This is a genomic window from uncultured Flavobacterium sp. (assembly GCF_951805225.1).
In the GTDB taxonomy this organism is placed as follows: domain Bacteria; phylum Bacteroidota; class Bacteroidia; order Flavobacteriales; family Flavobacteriaceae; genus Flavobacterium.
In genome coordinates, this window is the sequence record NZ_OX638201.1 from 2,532,100 (window position 1) to 2,552,659 (window position 20,560).

A 20,560-nucleotide genomic window follows, 5' to 3' on the forward strand; every position below is an offset into this window, starting at 1 on the left:
TTTTCTTTTTAGATTCTCTATATTAGTAAGAGAAACAAAAAGCAAAAACATAGACAAAAAATTTAATCTTTTTTTAAAGTTTTTTTAAAGTTTCTTTCTAAGCTCTTTCAAAGCCCTGTAAATTAAGGTTCTGCAGGATTCAAGAGTAATCTCTAAAGTAGAAGAAATTTCGTCATAAGATTGATCTTCGGTAAATCTAAGATGCAAAGCCTGACGCTGTTTTTTGGTTAAAGAAGTTAAAGCTAATGCCAGATTAGCATGCTTTGTAAATGTGGTTTCACTGGATATAAGTTCATCTTCTGCTGAGTCGGTTTTATAACTACTTTCGGCAACAGCATCCAGACGTACAACTTTGTTTTGAGATTTTAATTTTTTGAAAATATCACGTTGGATCGATTTAAACAAATACGATTTAACAATAACTTCATCGGCAAGATTTTTACGGTAGCGATAAAGATCTACAAAGACATCATGAATCGCATCTTGTACTAAAGCTTCGTCATTGGTATAATTTATCCCAAAAGTATATAAGGAATCTATGTACCGATCATATAATTTATTATATGCATCGACATCTCCTTTTTTGATTTGACTCCACAGATCTATATCTTTCTTAACATTCTCCATTCAAGATAAACCCGTTTTATGAGTTACTTTCACAAAACTAAATAATTTCAAACACTACTAATTTATTTTTAAAAATTATTTTAATCTTTTAAAAAAATTACCAAAAAGATAAAAATAACACAGCAATTTATCTATTTATTCAAAATTTACCATTAAAAACTTACTCTTTGGTAATTTCATCAAATTTAGATTATTAATTATTTTGTTGTTTTATAAAATCAAATTCAAGTATCAAAATAATTTGTAATAATTGCCTATCAAAAAAAAAATAAAAAATTCCCGGTTACGCCAAATTCCTGTAAAAACTTGTTTTTTAAAATTCAGTTTTGATCATTTATAACGAATTTGAGTTTGAATATTCAATGCTTTTTATCGAAAAATAAAAGAAGCGAAAAATCCCTTTTTTCCATCTTATCATAAACGATAAAACCTGCAAAAACAAGAATTCGCAGGTTTTTTATTTTTACGGAAATTTTCAATTTTTATAGTAATATTCTAAAGTTTTAAAGCACAATTAGTTTTACTGAAATCTTTTGATAAATTCCATCATATCGCCAATTGTTTGTATTTCTTCTTTTTGGGTATTACCAAGAGCTTTTCGCTTTTCGATATGCAAAAGACTATTTAACATTGCTTTTTGAAGTCCGTTTAATGGATCACTGCTTGTGTCGGGTTCAGGAAGTAATTCTTTTAGGCTTATTTCTGATGGAATATCAGGCCAATCTGTTCTTTTCTGATTGGAAAAAACTTCCGTAAAGGGTAAAACGGCAGGATCTTTATCTCTCTCAGTTAACGAGTCCAGATCCCATTTCTGACAAACTGTTTTTACGAATGAAGTATGCTCAAACTGTCCGTTGATTATCGTATTTGGCTGAATATAAGAAGAAACCATTATCATAGGAACGCGAACACCAAGACGATCAAAAGTAAAATCACATTCTCCTTTCATACCTGCAATTGGCGGTACAGTTTTTGGCGGAGCGACATGATCATAACAGCCACCATGTTCATCATGTGTGATAATAAAAAGTATTTTGTCTCTTTTTGGACTATTTTTGATGGCGTTATACACTTCTCGGATTAATTCATCTCCTAATTTTACTGTTCCAATAGCTAATTCATGATTTACTGCCGATGGATGCTGATCGTTGTGCTTATGAAGAAACTGAGGTTCTACAAACGAATATTTTGGCAATGTTCCAAATTCTAAATCGAAAAAAAAATCAAGATGTCCATGTGTATTGTCTTCTCCTTCGCCAGTCCCGTTGACAATATAAGTCAGACTCAAAGGTGCGATCGGTGAATAAACTTTCCACGAAACATTATTATCGTTCATGCGATCAAAAATAGTTGGCAGTGACCAAACTTCTTTTATCCAAGAATCCATACCGCTAAAATCACCATCAATACCAGAAAAACCACTTCCGTCTTCACCAAGCGGATTAATGACTTTGCCTCCTGAACTTGCCGCGTGCCAGAATGCCCGATTGCAATAGGTTTGACTTGGAACTGAACAATACCAATGATCAAAAACCGCAAATTCTTTGGCTAAAGTTGCCATTGCAGGAATCTGGTCTGGTTGAAAACACTGCATAATTACTTCATATTGTTCGTATGTGGGATTATCAATATTATAGGTTGATCTTAGGTTATTTTCATAATCGTTGACAAAACCATTCATAACCATCTTAGTTCCGGAAGCGGGCAAATTGAAAGGTGCTATCATTTTATCATCAAACTTACCAATATTGCTGTCAGGGATAATCGTATTAAAAAGTTGTGTATTAACATGCGGATATTCTTCACCCGGATCTGGATATGGCATCGAATAATTAACCGCACGCGAAGGAGAAATACTCGTTTTATCGGGATCTTTACTCGCTCTCGGGGGAATAGGATTTGCATAATCAACTTTCGGGTTATAAAGTCCATCAAAAGACTTTTCTGGTGTTATCTCATTATTCTCGTAGAGATAGCCTAATAAATTGTCGAAAGAACGGTTTTCAAGCATAAGAACTACGATATGATCGAAAGTTTCCAGACCGTCAAATTGGTTTTGATTTTCCATTTTTAACTATTTTTACATTAGAATATATAAGTAAATTAAGACAATAAAAATCAAAGTTGTACACGTAATTCTACGTGATTTATAAAAAATATAAGCTAGATAATCAAATTACTCCAAACTTTACAATCGTATTAATTCGAGTAAGATTCCTTATTTTATAAGGTTTTACAACAATAAATAAGATTATTTTATCTGAAAAATCCTTAAATTAATGCAATAAACTTATAAATTTTATAATAATAGCTTAACTTTAAACATCCTAAATTTGATTTCTAACAACCTTATTTTTTAACTAATGAAACACTTTTACCAAACTCGCCATCTCATGGCTTTTTTAAGTATTTTTTGTTGCTTCTCAATGTCCCTATTTGCTCAGGGAACATCTCCGGTACCTCAAAATTTACCTTATCTACAAGATTTTTCTTTATTAGAAGCGACCTCTACGACATATCCTTCAGGATTACAGGGCTGGACAGCAAGTACAATTCCTGGAAGTTCGTACAATACAAATGCCATTTTAATAGGTGACCGCCCTCTAACAGCTAGCAGCTCTGCTTCTACTACCAGTGGGAATATTCATAATTATAATGGGAAAATTGGATTTTTAAACTCGGGCTCGTTAGACTTAACGATTGGCTTAGCTATTAACACATTAACAAAGTCAGGCATTGTAGTACAATATGATGCTATGGTAATTCGTAATCCTTATGACGGAACTGCCAATACTCGTATTAATGAAATGGTTCTACAATATCGAGTAGGAAACTCTTCTGTTTTTAATACTTTGCCAACAACTTCGTATTTAAGCAATACTGTCAAACAAACGACTTCTGGGGTTACGTCTCCTATAAATCCTGTTACGATTACTGTAATTTTACCAGCTGAATGCGACAATCAGGAAGTTGTACAATTAAGATGGATTTCTAAGCAAAATTCAGGAGCAGGTTCACGTCCTTCTTTTGCTATTGATAATATTAATATACAAAATGATATTACTCCACCTGCATACGCTGATGGTTATCCTAAAATAGAAAATATCCTATCTAATGGTTTTGATTTTTCAGTTCAACTGAACGAAATTGGAAAAACATATTTTGTATTATTAGCTTCAGGAAGTTCAAAACCAAGCGCTTCTCAAATAAAATCAGGTTTAGATGCTAATGGAAATGTTGCTTTACAATCTGGTATATTTGATGTTACGGACAAAACTTCAGCTTATACTAAAAGTATTTCCAATTTAACTATTAATACTGATTATGTTGTTTACTCTATTTCAGAAGATTTTTATGGCAACCTCCAAACCGACAGTAATCAGCTAAATGTTAAAACTTCTAGTGTTTTAGTTCCATCAATATCAACAACAAAAACTGCATTGGATTTTGGTTTTTCAGAACAAAATTTTGCTTCAAAAACAAGCAGTTATCAAATTCAGGCACAAAATCTTAATGATGTAGTTACTGTTACTGCTTCAAATAATTTTACAATTTCAAAAAATCCAAATGATAATTTCCAATCGTCTTTGGTTTTTAATGTTCAAGATTTTGATTCTAATAATACGCCTACGGTTTATGTTCGATTTACGCCTAATGCAACTGGTAATTTTTCAGGACAAATTGATCACCAAACTTCAGGAGCAGGTACTAAAACAATATTATTATCCGGTATAGGAATCAATCCTTATACTCAAAATTTTAATGATGTAAATGTACTTACAAACAGTGGTTGGACTGCTTATAGTGTTGCAGGTGATAAAATTAAATGGGCTAGCACAAGCAGCCGTTTTAATAGTTCACCAGCCGCAGTCTCAATAAATGGCTACGCTGAAAACGGAGCAAGTAAAGATTGGTTAATTTCACCTAGATTACATTTAGATAGTTTTGATAAATTTCCGTTATTATCCTTTTATTCCCGTAAATTCTATTCAGGTCCAAATTTAAAATTAATGGTTTCTGTTAATTACGACGGAACAAGCAGCCCTGAAACTGCAACGTGGACAGAACTTCAAGGTGATTTCCCATCAACTACCGGAGTATTTAAAGCGTCTAACTTCATTAATTTAAGTGCTTATAAATCTGATAATACTTATGTTGCCTGGGTATATGAAACTACCGCTTCAGGTTCAGATAATGCTGCCGAATGGACAATAGATGATGTAAGTATTACCAACGAAGCAACATTTTTAGCTTCAAATCCTAATTTAAATTTCAGCGAAACAAACGCAAATTCAACTTCAGATAGTCAATCTTTTGTTTTCATGGCTGGGGGTTATGGTGATTTTACGATCTCAGCACCTTCTAATTATCAATTAGCTCTTGACAATATCAATTTTCAATCAAGTGTTACTGTTTCTGCAAATGATGCATTAGTAGGTAAAACTATTTATGCTCGTTTTGCTCCTTCAGTAAAAGCATTAAATTTCGAAGGCTCATTAACTGTAACATCTACCGGATTAAACCAACAAATAGGTCATTTTACTGGTTCTTCTTTTCCAAAATCTGAAACTTTTGATATTGTAAGTTACAACTTAGAGTTTTTTGGAAGTGATGTAGTTGGAACAAGCGGAGAATTTGGTCCAATTGACGATGCTTTACAAGTTGATAATGTAGCCAAAGTAATGAATAGATTAAATGCCGATGTTTATGTCGTTCAGGAAGTTTCTGATGAAGCTGCTTTGGAATCTTTGATTCAGAAAATAAGCGTAAATGGTAAAACATTTGACAAAAGCATTTCTCCAGCGTGGTCGTATTCATTTTCGCCGCCAGATCCTCTTTTCCCACCTCAAAAACTAGTGGTTATTTACAATACACAAACTACCAAAGTAAACAAAACACGTGTTATGTTTAGCGCTTTGTACGATAATATTCGTGCAGGAAATACAAGTTTACCAAATTATCCAGGTGGAAACAGTTCTAGTTTCTTTGCTTCCGGACGTTTGCCTTATTTAGTAAATGTTGAAACGAACATTAACGGCGTTAAAAAAGAAATCAACATTATCGATCTTCACGGTCGTGCCAATAGCGGAACTGATATTTCGAAATATAACATGCGTAAATACGACGCTGAATTACTAAAGGATAGTTTAGATGTAGAATATCCAAATGCAAACTTTATGATTCTTGGAGATTATAATGATGATGTCGATGTATCTGTTATTACTCCGAATCCTTCTTCGTATCAAAAAATAGTAGAAGATACTGCTCGTTATAATGCTTTAACTTTAGAAATCAGTAAAGCCGGAGCTTATAGCTACTTAGCTTCGGGAGGCTTTTTAGATCATATTATTATTTCTAATGAACTGACAAACGAGTACATTCCAAATTCTATTGCTGTTTATGATCCTCGTTTAGATATTCCGAATTATGTAAATACAACATCTGATCACGGACCTGTTATTGCTCGTTTTGATTTTAAGAAAGCTGCACAAAGCATCAACTTTCCTTCCATTACGATTACAGAAGCTACATCTTATGATCTAAATGCTACAGCCACATCTGGTTTAGCGGTTACTTATGCAAGTTCGAATGAAGCTATAGCAAAAATTATTAACGGGAAAATCCAAATTCTTAGCGCAGGAACTGTAACAATTACAGCTTCTCAATTAGGAAACGAATATTATTTAGCTGCTGCTGATGTCGCTCAATCTCTAACCATAACTGATACAAAATTACCTGTTATTATAGCTCCGGCAACAATAAAGCAAGCTAATGATACAGGAATATGCGGAGCAAAAGTTACTTATGTAGCCCCAATAGGAACTGACAATTTTCCGGGAGCAACTACTGTTCAAACGACAGGATTGGCTTCAGGTAATGTATTCCCAGTTGGAACAACAACAAATACATTTAAAGTAACCGATGCATCTGGCAATACAGCAACATCTTCATTTAATGTAATTGTAACTGATACTGAACTACCAATATTAAGTTGTCCTGAAAACATTATCGAGAAAAAAGATAATAGATTAAACGGTGCAAAAGTAACTTATTCAATTCCTTTAGCAACTGATAACTGTTCAAGTATTACCGTTACACAAACATCAGGATTGGCTTCAGGAAGTGTTTTCCCAATGGGAATTACTACCAATACTTTCAAAGTAATTGATGCAGCAGGAAATACAACCAGCTGTTCATTTACCGTAAACATTGTAAAAACTTTACCACCAGATTGTGGACCAAACGGAGGAGTTTCAATAAAAGCATATCCTAATCCTGCAACTGACTTTGTCAATTTTACTGTTAAAGTAGATAAACCAAAAAATATGACGATAAAATTGTATGATATCTTCGGCTTTTTAGTTGCTGCACCAGTAGAAATAACAGGAAACACAACTGAAAGTACAGTGCAAATAGATATAAGTCGTCTTTGGAGAGGTATTTATATTTACACTTTAAGTAGTGGCAACAAAATACTATCTATTAATAAAATCATCAAAAAATAAAATAACTTCTCTTAATATAAAAATGCCAGATTCCTTTAAAAGAGTCTGGCATTTTTTTATGCTACAATTTTGTTTCCTATCATATTTATTGTTAAGTTTTTCTGTTTTTTTTTAATTTTAAAATTAAGGAATATTAAAGGTTATGCTGATCATTCACTCAAAAATTACTACAGATTTACAATTATCGTTGACAAAAAATAAATTTAGGTATGCATTGCGGATAATTAAACAAATTTGGATCTATAATTTTACTATCACAAAAATGAATTTTTCAAATTTAAATTAAACTAAAGAATATGTCTGATTTTTTAAAACAATTCGGAGAGGATCTCAAAAAAAATGTGGATGGCTTTATCGCAGTTGCAGTAACTGAAATCAAAAACGGAATGTCATATTATACTCAATCTGTTGTGAGTGATTTTGATCCTGAATTAGCTTCTGCATATAATCTCGAAGTCGTTAAAGCAAAAATGAATGCAATAAAAGCTTTAGATCTGAAAGATCAGGTTATTGACAGTATTATGATTACCCTTACTTCTCAAATTCATATTATTGACGTTTCTGATAATGGAGAATATTTCATTTACTTAGCAGTTGATTCTACTAAAGCAAATCTTGGTTTAACAAAATCTATACTAAATAAATACAAAAAAGAAATAGTAAATAAGCTATAATTGTTGTTGTTAAATTAAAAGGGAATATTTACTTAAATATTCCCTTTTTAATTAATGTTGTTTTTTTTAAATATAGGTTTCTTATATTTAATCCATAAAAAAACAAATATTTTAATAATGGAATTACAGGGATATTTCGAAAAATATCACAATGAAGAAACCTGCATCGAAGATTTCAAAAATAAGCGCCTAAAAAATGGCTTAGTTTGTAAGAAATGCTCAAATAAAGTACATTCTTTTAGAAGAGTTGATTTAAAATTTCAATGCACTAAGTGCGGAAAAAGAATTGGCCTTCGATCTGGTACAGTTATGGAGAATTCAAACTTGCCTTTTAGATATTGGATGATCTGCATAGAATTAATGACATTATCCAAAAGGAGATTCTCTATACTGCAATTACAATATCTCTTAGGACACAAACGTTACGAACCAATTTGGTTAATGGTACAAAAAATTCGTTTTGTAATGCAGCAAAGAGATGAAAAATATCTCTTAAGAGCTTATTCTGAATTTGATTCCGAATTTCTTAGAGAAATGGAAAAATTCACACGTTCAAAAGAAAAATCCGGTTTAAGTAAGACAAGTATTAAAAACCAAAATAAACCATTATCAAATTGAACCACTTCCTAAAATAAAAAATAATTTATATTGAAAATTCAAGGTTCTGAGAATTACTAATGAATCTCAAATTAATTTAGCTATAATTTAAAATCAAAATCCATTTTTCGGTATCCCTTCATTTTTATTACTTCAAATTCATCCAAAGTTTCTTTTACAGATTTCAGCTCTTCTAACTTATTTGCAATTATTAATTTGATCTTCTACTCTTTCCATAGTTATTTACGGTATTTTAATTTTACTTTATAAAATAAACTTTATTACAGATTCTTCCTTCTTGAATTATCAATTCATTTTTCTTAAGTTTTTCTACAATAAAGTATTTACGGATTGCTTGTTCTGTTTCAAAATCCATTACTTGAAAACTACTAATCACATCAATTAATTCTGTCATCCTTCAGATTATTATTTAACCAAATTTATCAATAAAATTTAGATCCGAATTTTAAAATGGTGATACAAATCAGTCAAAAAGTAAAACTGTAAAAAATAATCCATTTAAGGTGTTTTTAAATTACTTAAATGCTAGAATCATTTAAAATTTAAAAACAAGCCTTAAAAGAATTCAAAAATCACCAAATAAGATACTATTGTAGCCATAAAAGAAGTTTTGTTATTTATGGCGTTACCTTATGGGTCGGGCTGTACGCTAAATCTTTTGTGATAGTAGCTTTTGTTGAAAATAAGAAGTATAAGTTATCACAAAAGGACATCGCTCCTACCCCTCACGCGCTCTAAGATAATAGGAACAGCTTTTGTAAAACAGCCATTTAAAAAAGGTTATAAAACAAAAAATCCTCATCAAATAAATGATGAGGATTCTTTAAAGAAAGGCGACGACATACTCTCCCACATAACTGCAGTACCATCTGCGCAGGCGGGCTTAACTACTCTGTTCGGGATGGGAAGAGGTGAGCCCCGCCGCAATAACCACCTTAAGGTCGTTAGTTGCTTTAGGCAACTTCTGCATTTAATTAAAAATTTAGAATTAAAAATTAAAATTGCAGTAATATCTTAACATACTGAGATAAAGAAAAGTACTTTTATTTACTATTTTAGAAAGTTTCTCCCCGCACCTTGCGGTGCGGGAAAAGGGTGTACATAAGCTTACGGATTATTAGTACTACTCGACTATGACATTACTGCCTTTACATCTATAGCCTATCAACGTGGTCATCTTCCACGATCCTTAAAAGAAATCTCATCTTGTGGTGGGTTTCGCGCTTATATGCTTTCAGCGCTTATCCCTTCCAAACGTAGCTACTCTGCGGTGCCCCTGGCGGGACAACAGATACACTAGAGGTTTGTCCAATTCGGTCCTCTCGTACTAGAATCAGATCCACTCAAATTTCTAACGCCCACAGTAGATAGAGACCGAACTGTCTCACGACGTTCTGAACCCAGCTCGCGTGCCACTTTAATGGGCGAACAGCCCAACCCTTGGGACCTTCTCCAGCCCCAGGATGTGACGAGCCGACATCGAGGTGCCAAACCCCCCCGTCGATATGAGCTCTTGGGGGAGATCAGCCTGTTATCCCCGGCGTACCTTTTATCCTTTGAGCGATGGCCCTTCCATGCGGAACCACCGGATCACTATGCTCTACTTTCGTACCTGATCGACCTGTATGTCTCTCAGTCAAGCTCCCTTATGCCATTGCACTCTACGCACGGTTACCAAGCGTACTGAGGGAACCTTTAGAAGCCTCCGTTACTCTTTTGGAGGCGACCACCCCAGTCAAACTACCCACCAAGCAATGTCCCCCGGTTTCCGGGGTTAGGCCTCAGATAAACAAAGGGTTGTATTTCAACAATGACTCCACAACGCCTGGCGACGCCACTTCACAGTCTCCAACCTATCCTACACATCATTTATCCAAGGTCAATACTAAGCTATAGTAAAGGTGCACAGGGTCTTTTCGTCCCACTGCGGGTAAACGGCATCTTCACCGTTACTACAATTTCACCGAGCTCATGGCTGAGACAGTGTCCAGATCGTTACACCATTCGTGCAGGTCGGAACTTACCCGACAAGGAATTTCGCTACCTTAGGACCGTTATAGTTACGGCCGCCGTTTACTGGGGCTTCAATTCAATGCTTCTCCGAAGATAACATCTCCTCTTAACCTTCCAGCACCGGGCAGGTGTCAGGCCCTATACTTCATCTTACGATTTTGCAGAGCCCTGTGTTTTTGATAAACAGTCGCCTGGACCTCTTCACTGCGGCCAGCTTGCGCTGGCGACCTTTCTCCCGAAGTTACAGGTCTATTTTGCCTAATTCCTTAGCCATGAATCTCTCGAGCACCTTAGGATTCTCTCCTCAACTACCTGTGTCGGTTTACGGTACTGGTACTAATTACCTGAAGTTTAGAGGTTTTTCTTGGAAGCCCTTAGGCGCACTATCTCTTTGTCCGAAGACTCCGAGTACTATCGTATTTCCCCAAAAGATGTGGATTTGCCTGCATCTCTTATAGGTAGGTACTTCAACGAACTATTCCGTCAGTTCGCGGCGCTTTCATCACTCCGTCACCCCATCACAGTAATTAGTAGTACGGGAATATTAACCCGTTAGCCATCGACTGTCCCTTTCGGGTTCGCCTTAGGACCAGACTAACCCACAGCTGATTAGCATAGCTGTGGAAACCTTAGTTTTTCGGTGTGCGGGTTTCTCGCCCGCATTATCGTTACTTATGCCTACATTTTCTTTTCTAACCAGTCCAGCATACCTTACGATACACCTTCAACCCTGTTAGAATGCTCCCCTACCACTTACAATTGCTTGTAAATCCATAGCTTCGGTAATACGCTTATGCCCGATTATTATCCATGCTCGTCCGCTCGACTAGTGAGCTGTTACGCACTCTTTAAATGAATGGCTGCTTCCAAGCCAACATCCTAGCTGTCTGGGCAGACAAACCTCGTTCTTTCAACTTAGCGTATATTTGGGGACCTTAGCTGATGGTCTGGGTTCTTTCCCTCTCGGACTTGGACCTTAGCACCCAAGCCCTCACTGTTATGAAACATTATATAGCATTCGGAGTTTGTCAGGAATTGGTAGGCGGTGAAGCCCCCGCATCCAATCAGTAGCTCTACCTCTATACAACTTTAAGCATAACGCTGCACCTAAATGCATTTCGGGGAGTACGAGCTATTTCCGAGTTTGATTGGCCTTTCACCCCTACCCACAGGTCATCCGAAGACTTTTCAACGTCAACCGGTTCGGTCCTCCACTGTGTGTTACCACAGCTTCAACCTGCCCATGGGTAGATCACACGGTTTCGCGTCTAACACTACTGACTAAAGCGCCCTATTCAGACTCGCTTTCGCTACGGATCCGTGGCTTAACCACTTAACCTTGCCAGCAACGTTAACTCGTAGGCTCATTATGCAAAAGGCACGCCGTCACCCCACGAAAGGGCTCCGACCGCTTGTAAGCGTATGGTTTCAGGATCTATTTCACTCCGTTATTCACGGTTCTTTTCACCTTTCCCTCACGGTACTGGTTCACTATCGGTCTCTCAGGAGTATTTAGCCTTAGCGGATGGTCCCGCCAAATTCAGACAGGGTTTCACGTGCCCCGCCCTACTCAGGATACCACTATCTATTATACTCGTTACCCATACGGGACTATCACCCTCTATGGTGTCACTTTCCAGTAACTTCCGGTTCCTTGTACATAAAATATCGTGGTCCTACAACCCCAACAATGCCGTAACATCATTGGTTTGGGCTAATCCGCGTTCGCTCGCCACTACTTACGGAATCACTTTTGTTTTCTTCTCCTCCGCCTACTTAGATGTTTCAGTTCAGCGGGTTTGCCCACCTATCGGTGTACTATGTCTTCAACATAGTGGGTTGCCCCATTCAGGTATCTACGGATCAATCGGTGTGTGCCCGTCCCCGTAGCTTTTCGCAGCTTATCACGCCTTTCATCGCCTCTGAGAGCCAAGGCATCCCCCATACGCCCTTATTTTGCTTATTGTACCAATCATAAAATCAATTATGACCGTTTTTTTTTGTCTTTTGTTACTTGTATTACTACTATAACAAAAAACGCTTTCTACTTTTTATTATTTTCTTATCTCAATATGTCAATGAACTTTTATTTACTATCTTCACAGTAAATCAGTGGAGAATAACGGAGTCGAACCGTTGACCTCCTGCGTGCAAGGCAGGCGCTCTAGCCAGCTGAGCTAATCCCCCATTTTTCAATCTTAGATTGTAGAATTCAGACTTTAGATTTCTTAATTCTTCTCTAATTTCTTTTGGTGAATTCCAACTTCCAGAATTTCCTTTTTTCAAGTTAAATAGTAGTCCCGGGCAGACTCGAACTGCCGACCCCTACATTATCAGTGTAGTACTCTAACCAGCTGAGCTACGAGACTCTGTTTTACTTAAAATTTATTATTTGAATTAACAGCAAGAGTAATTGAATCCTTAAATTCAGAATGCACCTCAATAGCATCTTTTTTCCTCAACGTGTTGATTAATCAACTAACATTTGAGGCTCTAGAAAGGAGGTGTTCCAGCCGCACCTTCCGGTACGGCTACCTTGTTACGACTTAGCCCTAGTTACCAGTTTTACCCTAGGCAGCTCCTTGCGGTCACCGACTTCAGGCACCCCCAGCTTCCATGGCTTGACGGGCGGTGTGTACAAGGCCCGGGAACGTATTCACCGGATCATGGCTGATATCCGATTACTAGCGATTCCAGCTTCACGGAGTCGAGTTGCAGACTCCGATCCGAACTGTGACCGGTTTTATAGATTCGCTCCTGGTCGCCCAGTGGCTGCTCTCTGTACCGGCCATTGTAGCACGTGTGTAGCCCAAGGCGTAAGGGCCGTGATGATTTGACGTCATCCCCACCTTCCTCACAGTTTGCACTGGCAGTCTTGTTAGAGTTCCCGACATGACTCGCTGGCAACTAACAACAGGGGTTGCGCTCGTTATAGGACTTAACCTGACACCTCACGGCACGAGCTGACGACAACCATGCAGCACCTTGTAATTTGTCTTGCGAAAGATCTGTTTCCAAATCGGTCAAACTACATTTAAGCCTTGGTAAGGTTCCTCGCGTATCATCGAATTAAACCACATGCTCCACCGCTTGTGCGGGCCCCCGTCAATTCCTTTGAGTTTCATTCTTGCGAACGTACTCCCCAGGTGGGATACTTATCACTTTCGCTTAGCCACTGAAATTGCTTCCAACAGCTAGTATCCATCGTTTACGGCGTGGACTACCAGGGTATCTAATCCTGTTCGCTACCCACGCTTTCGTCCATCAGCGTCAATCCATTAGTAGTAACCTGCCTTCGCAATTGGTATTCCATGTAATCTCTAAGCATTTCACCGCTACACTACATATTCTAGTTACTTCCTAATAATTCAAGTTTAACAGTATCAATGGCCGTTCCACCGTTGAGCGATGGGCTTTCACCACTGACTTATTAAACCGCCTACGGACCCTTTAAACCCAATGATTCCGGATAACGCTTGGATCCTCCGTATTACCGCGGCTGCTGGCACGGAGTTAGCCGATCCTTATTCTTACGATACCGTCAAGCTCCTTCACGAAGGAGTGTTTCTTCTCGTATAAAAGCAGTTTACAATCCATAGGACCGTCATCCTGCACGCGGCATGGCTGGATCAGGCTTGCGCCCATTGTCCAATATTCCTCACTGCTGCCTCCCGTAGGAGTCTGGTCCGTGTCTCAGTACCAGTGTGGGGGATCTCCCTCTCAGGACCCCTACCCATCGTAGCCTTGGTAAGCCGTTACCTTACCAACTAGCTAATGGGACGCATGCTCATCTTTTACCGTTGTGACTTTAATTATAAAATGATGCCATTTCATAATACTATGAGGTATTAATCCAAATTTCTCTGGGCTATCCCTCTGTAAAAGGTAGATTGCATACGCGTTACGCACCCGTGCGCCGGTCTCTAATTCCGAAGAACTATACCCCTCGACTTGCATGTGTTAAGCCTGCCGCTAGCGTTCATCCTGAGCCAGGATCAAACTCTTCATCGTATATTTTAATATTATATATTCGACGCTATCTCTAGTGGTTCTTTTCAAATCTTACGATTCTATTACTCTTATTCTTTTGTTTTAACATCTCTGTTAAAACGGCTGTCAATTCAATATGTCTACGAACGTGTTTCTTTCTTGTTTCGCCTGTATCTCAAAGCGGGTGCAAAAGTAGAAAACTTATTTCTAACTGGCAAATGTTTTTTGAAGTTTTTTTTAAGAAAATTTTCTTCTCTCTAACTTCTCAAACCTGCCAATCTTTCAATGAACTTTCCCTGTTTTGCGGGGTGCAAATGTAATATCCCTTTTCGAATCTCACAAGCTTTTTTAAATCTTTTTTTGAAAATAAATTTTCAGTTTCAATTCCTTTGCTTGCCAGTATTTCTGTGAACGTATATCGCTGTTGCGGGTGCAAAAGTAGGTAGTTTATTCAGTTAAACAATACCTTTTCCAAACTATTTTTATTCTTTTTTCTAACTGACTGGTTTCGCGTTTTTTACACATCAAACTTTTTTTGAGGTTTTGCCAGTTTTGAGCGTTTTTGCCGTTTTTCGGTGGTTTGCCGTTAAAATACTAAGATGCAAAGGTTCTTTTTTCTGCGGTTTTGCTCAGGTTTTTTAATCGCGCAAAGACGCTAAGGCGCTAAGTTTTCTCTTTTGGAACGTATTTTCTTCTCAAATCCTCTGCCCTAGCCCCGATAGCAGGGGAAATCCTTTTGCTTTTTTCTTTAAAAAGCAAAAGATTGGAACGGATAGCGGGAAATAGCTCCTTATTCCAATAATGCTTCTTGAGAACCTTCGGTTCATTCAGAGGGATGAAACTTTCTCTTATATATAGAGTGGATCTTTGTCTTTATATATTAGGTACCAAAAATAAACCCGACAGGTTTTGAAAACCTGTCGGGTTGCGGAACGATATTCTTCCTTATATATAAGGAGTGTGATTTTATACTTATATATGTATACCTATTTACATAACATCTTAATTATTATTAATGATGACTTGTAGAGCTTCAGAACCGAATTAAAACACAAAAAAAGATTCAAAAACAAGTATAAATACCTGATAACAAACCAAGTAATTATGCTAAATTTAACTGTATTTCAAAAAAGACAAAACTAAGTGGTATTCCCATTATATATAAGGAGCATTCTTAAGTTCTACTAAGTGATAATAATTAAACCCCAAAGATTATGAAAATTGGAATTATAGGAATCAGTAGTCTTACGATGGAATTAGCGGTAAGATCTGCGCATGCAGGATATGATGTTATAATGTACAATCCCAAAGGCAATAGTCTTGTGAGGGATGTTGTCGAAAAAATGGGACCACATATTCAGCTTGGTTCTCTTCAGGAAGCTGTTACTACAGAAATGATAGTATTATTTATTCCTAAAGATGATTTGGAAAAGCTAAAACAGGACTTACCTGATATGACGGGGAAATTAATCGTTCATACCAGTGGTTTGATATTTGATCCTCAGTTGCTTTTATCAGGCATTACTAATGCCATGACTTATAAAACGACAGCTGCTTTATTTCATGAGGCTCATGTTGTAAAGCTATTTAATCCTGTTAATACCAAACCAAACAGTATATGCATCCAACAAAAAGATAAGGAAGACATATTTTTTATCGCAGATCATAAGGATTCGAAAAACTCTATAAGGGAGTTTTTAAGAAAATTAAAATTCTCGCCAATTGATCTTTCCAGTAGAGTGCATCTACAAAATGTCGAAGTGAATAAGAGTAAAGAGCAGTTTATTTAAAATAATAATCTTTTAAGAAATATAAAATCTGACTTGAAATTAGCTTTTATTTTAATTTCGCATCAAGCTCTCAATTCTAGAAGGTGAAATTTCCGGATTTGCTCCTGGTGCTTCAGCAACTAATGCTCCAATCGCGCATGCAAAATCAATTGAGTTTTGTGGTGATTTATTAGTAAGCAAAGATGTGATTAAAGCTGCCAAAAACGAATCCCCCGCTCCTACTGTATCAACTACTTTGACCGGATAACCGTCATTATTATAAAATTTTCCTTTCCACATTAACAATGCTCCATGTTTTCCTTTGGTGACACACATATCATTTACTTTGGTTTTCTCTGCAATGAAGCGCATATTTTCTTCCAGGCTTTCAAATGGTGATTGCATTGCTTTTGCAATTTCTGACAACTCCTCATCGTTGAACTTAATAAAATTAGCGGAATTCATTAATTCCTCCAGAATTTCATATGTATAATGTGGTTTTCTTAAATTGACGTCAAAAACTTTATAGGCTTTTGTGTTCAATAGCTCTTTTAAAGTATCTCTCGAAACTTTATCGCGACAAACTAAACTGCCATAAATTAGCAGATCTGCTTCTTGTACTGATTTTTTAGCTAAATCGTTCAATACAATTTTATCCCAAGCCGATGGATATTTGATTTCATAACTTGCCGATCCGCTATCGTTTAAAGTAACATTCACCAAACCTGTCGCGAAATCTTCTGAAGTTACAATAGTATCTGTTTCAAGTCCCAGACTTTTTACTTGTTCTTTAATTGCTTTACCATCTTCATCATTTCCTACGCAGCTGATCATGGTTGTATCGCAGCCAAATGTTTTCATTCGCAACGCTACATTTAAAGGTGCTCCGCCAATTTTTTTTTCGTCAGCAAAAACATCCCAAAGTACTTCTCCATAAGCAACCGCCTTAAGATTTTTTTCGTTATTCATTCTAAAATTATTTTATATTATTGCTATTCGAGCAATTTAATCATCGCTTTTTCTACTGTACACTGAGACATAAGTTTCACTATCTGAAACTGAATTTACTTAAACGATATCAATCTCAACAGTTTTTTAGTAAATAAATCTTTTACAGTTTTATATCCATTATTAAATATAAAGAAACTTATTCAATTAAATACTCAAGCGACAAACCTCTCTTGTCTATAGTTCCAGATCGTTTTTGATCGATATTTTGCATTTAAAACAAATCTGATTGCAATACAACTGAAAAGCAATGAATTTAGGATTTTTTTTGTTTCTATTTTTAGCAGGTTTTTTTTACATAAACAATACAAAAAAACAAATATACTTGAACTATCTGCATATATTTCAATACAAAAGCCTAAATATTTACAATTCAGCATTTTACACAGATAAAAAACATTATTTATTGCGAAAAATTGAAATTCTTTTCTAATTTTGCACCCTCGTTCATAACTGATAATCAAATATTTAAATAATGACAAAATTTAGCAAAACAGTGTTAATTGGTGACTTATTACTATCATCAATTTATACTTATGCTGATGAAGGCCCTCGGGATTACATTCTGACTATAGCAACCGGAAACGGAAAAGTAACAGACTTTAATCTAGCTAATGCCGAAAATTCATCTTTTAATATTTTTGATCAAAATTACAATTTAGTTTACGCAAGAGAATCTGAAATAACCATATTAGAAATATCATCAACAATTAGTTTAGAAGGCTATTCATCCGGAATTTATTTCCTGGAGATAATAGAAAATGGCAAAGCTACAATACACCGAATTAATGTTGAAGCTAAAAAAGTCAAAGCCAAAACTGTAAAACAGATTCCTTCTTTACAGCGTTAATTTTTTGCCCCCACAATTAAGAACAGCTCATTTTGAGTTGACTAAGAACAGCTCTCAATTGGGCTGTTTTTTTTATCTTTTATTTTACTTATAAAAAGATACAATGTTATGCAGGCTGTTTACAAGATTCAAAAAACTCGTAAGCTCTTTTCTCTACATAAGAATATGTCGAATCTCGTAATGGAAAAGCGCAATGTCCTCCGTATTTTGGGGTTTCCAAATAAACATAAGAACTGTCTTGAGCAATCGCTCTTGGATAACATCTTTCGCCTAAAAAAGGATCATCAAGCGAATTAATAATTAAAACCGGAGTGGTAATATTTTTAAGAGAAAATTCAGGAGAGACACGATGATAATAATCATCCCGACTTGCAAAACCATGTAACGGTGCTGTAAAATACTGATCAACCTCATCAAATGAAGTAATTTTATCAATTTGATCGCTATTTATGAAATCAGGAAATTGTGCTGCTTTATATTTCAGCTTTTTTTTAATATCAATTGTAAAATTCTTTAAATAAACTCTGTTAAAGCCTTGCTTGAGTACAGCTGCGCTTGTTGCAATATGTGTTGGAACTGAAATCGAAACCGCTGCCTTTACACGCTTATCGATTTTGGTCCAGCCTAAATAATTCAAAAGCTGAACTCCTCCCATTGAATATCCGATCAAATAAACATCTTCGAACTTTTTTTGTAAAACAAACTGAACTACTTCATCAAGATCGTCAACTGCTCCGTGATGATAAAGTCTCGGAAGTCGATTCATTTCTCCGCCACAAGTACGATTATTCCAAGCGAAAACTGAAAAACCTTTCTGCTGAAAATAAGCCGCACAACTATTATTATAAGTTCTGCGTGAATCACCTTCTAAACCATGGCATAAAATAACTGCCTTTTTAGAATCATTTATCACAAAATCAATATTAATAAAATCACCATCACTTAACTCATGTTTTTCTCTAGTATATCCCGGAACTTCAAATTTTTTGAATAAAGCAGCATAAATAGTAGAAACATGCCTGTTACGATGAATAATAGAAGGAAAATTATATTCTGATTGTTCAATTAGTGGCATGACAAAAAAATTTTATGATATTTACTACAAATCTATGAAATCAATCAACATCAAGTTTAATAAGGCCTTTTTTATTTCACTTTTTAAATCATTAATTACAGAAAATTAAAAAACGTAGCCCTAAACTTTATAATGCATAATATATGCGGGTTAACCTTATATCAAATCAGGCTTTCTCATAAAAAAAACCTCTAAATTAAATTTAGAGGTTTTAATATATCTTTCTTAAATAAAATTTAACCGATTAAATTAATTCGCCGGTTTTTCTTTTTCTTCAATGTTAGTCACAGAATTATTATCTCCAATATTAAAAGACAACGAGAATCTTAACATATTATCTAATGGAGTTTTCTGTTTTGCAGCAGAGCTTAGATATGAAAAATCAAATTTGGCTTTCTTGTATTTAAATCCAGCTCCAAGGGTAAAGAATTTACGATCTCCTTTTTCACTGCTTTCATGAAAATATCCTGTTCTTAAAGCAAAAGCTTTTTGGTATAAATATTCAAGTCCAACCGCCCAAGTCACTTCTTTTAATTCTTCGCCAAAACCACCCGGCGCATCAGAAAAAGAATTAAATGCTCCTTTTACAAATCCAGCATCCTGATATTGAGCATTGGTTTGGTTATTTTGCGGTGATGGAACCAATAGTTTATTAAACTCTATGGAAGTTGCCAATGTATTGTCCTGATCAAAAATAAAATCAAAACCTCCACCTACTTTTAAATTAGCCGGTAGAAAACTGTCAGATCCAGAATCTCCATTATATTTTAATTTAGGGCCAAGATTTGAAACATTAAATCCACCTCGCCAAATACCGTTGAAGTTTTTGAAAGCAGTTTCAGGTGTTTGATAATATCCTGCAATATCTACAGCAAATGAACCGGCTGCATGACCGCCTGCATTAGCTTGCTGAATTTCTAAATTAGAACGAATGTATCTTCCTGTAACCGACATTGCAAACTTTTCGCTTAGTTTTAAGGAATAAGATCCATCCAAAGCAAATTCATTTGGTTTCACTATTTGTCCGGCATCATCTTCATTTTGTTTGAATACAGTTTCTCCAATTCCAAAATATCTCAGACTGAATGCAAATGCACTTCTCTCATTGATCTTGTTAAAGAAATTTAAGTTCAATAAACCTGTATCATTTGACAATGAAGACATATATGGCGTATAACTTAATCCTATACCCAATTTATTTTCGGCAAAAGGATATTTCGCCGCGTTCCATTGTTGCGAATAAACATCGGCTGAAGTCGCAACTCCCAAATCTCCCATTCCCGAAGCTCTGGCATCTGCCGAAACTTGCAAAAAAGGAACTGCGGTGACAATTGGCCTGTTTTGTGCTTGTGCGAGTAAATTTCCAACTCCAAAGAGTAATGAAAATAAAAAATATATTTTTTTCATGTGTATCTATTAATTGTTTTTGA

The 20,560-nt window shown here is 35.9% G+C and carries 10 protein-coding genes, 2 tRNA genes, 3 rRNA genes and 1 pseudogene; 5 read left to right on the forward strand and 11 right to left on the reverse strand.

From position 1 onward, the window contains the following. Positions 1 to 84: 84 nt before the first annotated feature. Entirely contained in the window at positions 85 to 627 is a 543-nt protein-coding gene (locus WN975_RS10105; RefSeq protein WP_337966433.1) for a sigma-70 family RNA polymerase sigma factor, read from the reverse strand. 520 nt (positions 628 to 1,147) lie between these two features. Continuing rightward, on the reverse strand, positions 1,148 to 2,695 hold the full coding sequence (locus WN975_RS10110; RefSeq protein ID WP_337966434.1) for an alkaline phosphatase family protein: 1,548 nt from the start codon (positions 2,693 to 2,695) through the stop codon (positions 1,148 to 1,150). A 325-nt stretch (positions 2,696 to 3,020) separates the two neighbouring features. On the opposite strand from WN975_RS10110, the gene WN975_RS10115 reads away from it, so the two are divergent. The 3 genes and pseudogenes from WN975_RS10115 to WN975_RS10125 form a co-directional block, all read left to right on the forward strand. Then, positions 3,021 to 7,133 (forward strand): HYR domain-containing protein, encoded by a 4,113-nt coding sequence (locus WN975_RS10115; protein WP_337966435.1) that lies wholly within the window; start codon positions 3,021 to 3,023, stop codon positions 7,131 to 7,133. 296 nt (positions 7,134 to 7,429) lie between these two features. After that, on the forward strand, positions 7,430 to 7,807 hold the full coding sequence (locus tag WN975_RS10120; protein ID WP_337966436.1) for a hypothetical protein: 378 nt from the start codon (positions 7,430 to 7,432) through the stop codon (positions 7,805 to 7,807). Positions 7,808 to 7,924: 117 nt separating this feature from the next. After that, positions 7,925 to 8,323 (forward strand): annotated as a pseudogene (locus WN975_RS10125) (IS1595 family transposase); the annotation flags it as partial. A gap of 340 nt (positions 8,324 to 8,663) precedes the next feature. On the opposite strand, the gene WN975_RS10130 reads toward WN975_RS10125, so the two are convergent. The 6 genes from WN975_RS10130 to WN975_RS10155 all read right to left on the reverse strand — a co-directional run bounded on the left by WN975_RS10130 (position 8,664) and on the right by WN975_RS10155 (position 14,449). Then, positions 8,664 to 8,819 (reverse strand): hypothetical protein, encoded by a 156-nt coding sequence (locus WN975_RS10130; protein ID WP_337966437.1) that lies wholly within the window; start codon positions 8,817 to 8,819, stop codon positions 8,664 to 8,666. A 434-nt stretch (positions 8,820 to 9,253) separates the two neighbouring features. Continuing rightward, positions 9,254 to 9,363: ribosomal RNA gene (gene rrf, locus WN975_RS10135) — 5S ribosomal RNA — on the reverse strand. Between the two features lie 159 nt (positions 9,364 to 9,522). After that, positions 9,523 to 12,404 (reverse strand): 23S ribosomal RNA (locus tag WN975_RS10140). 147 nt (positions 12,405 to 12,551) lie between these two features. After that, a tRNA-Ala gene (locus tag WN975_RS10145) sits at positions 12,552 to 12,625 on the reverse strand. Positions 12,626 to 12,733: 108 nt separating this feature from the next. Next, positions 12,734 to 12,807, reverse strand: a tRNA-Ile gene (locus WN975_RS10150). A gap of 128 nt (positions 12,808 to 12,935) precedes the next feature. After that, positions 12,936 to 14,449 (reverse strand): 16S ribosomal RNA (locus WN975_RS10155). Together the 16S, 23S and 5S rRNA genes with 2 tRNA genes alongside form the textbook arrangement of a ribosomal RNA operon. 1,193 nt (positions 14,450 to 15,642) lie before the next feature. Between WN975_RS10155 and WN975_RS10160 the strand changes: the two genes are divergently transcribed. Continuing rightward, a complete protein-coding gene (locus WN975_RS10160) occupies positions 15,643 to 16,218 on the forward strand; it encodes an NAD(P)-binding domain-containing protein (RefSeq protein ID WP_337966438.1) in 576 nt (191 codons plus the stop codon). A gap of 51 nt (positions 16,219 to 16,269) precedes the next feature. Here WN975_RS10160 and WN975_RS10165 read toward each other — a convergent pair whose 3' ends face one another. Continuing rightward, positions 16,270 to 17,166, reverse strand: a complete 897-nt coding sequence (locus tag WN975_RS10165; protein WP_337966439.1) for a carbohydrate kinase — start codon at positions 17,164 to 17,166, stop codon at positions 16,270 to 16,272. Between the two features lie 514 nt (positions 17,167 to 17,680). On the opposite strand from WN975_RS10165, the gene WN975_RS10170 reads away from it, so the two are divergent. Continuing rightward, positions 17,681 to 18,055 (forward strand): secretion protein, encoded by a 375-nt coding sequence (locus tag WN975_RS10170; RefSeq protein ID WP_337966440.1) that lies wholly within the window; start codon positions 17,681 to 17,683, stop codon positions 18,053 to 18,055. Positions 18,056 to 18,161: 106 nt separating this feature from the next. Here the strand turns inward: WN975_RS10170 and WN975_RS10175 are convergent, their stop codons facing one another. Both WN975_RS10175 and porV read right to left on the reverse strand, forming a co-directional pair. Then, positions 18,162 to 19,130 carry an alpha/beta fold hydrolase gene (locus WN975_RS10175; protein WP_337966441.1) on the reverse strand — a complete coding sequence of 323 codons (969 nt, stop codon included), beginning with the start codon at positions 19,128 to 19,130 and terminating at the stop codon, positions 18,162 to 18,164. Positions 19,131 to 19,379: 249 nt separating this feature from the next. After that, positions 19,380 to 20,537: a type IX secretion system outer membrane channel protein PorV gene (gene porV, locus WN975_RS10180; protein WP_337966442.1), complete on the reverse strand. Its 1,158-nt coding sequence runs from the start codon at positions 20,535 to 20,537 to the stop codon at positions 19,380 to 19,382. Positions 20,538 to 20,560: the final 23 nt, after the last annotated feature.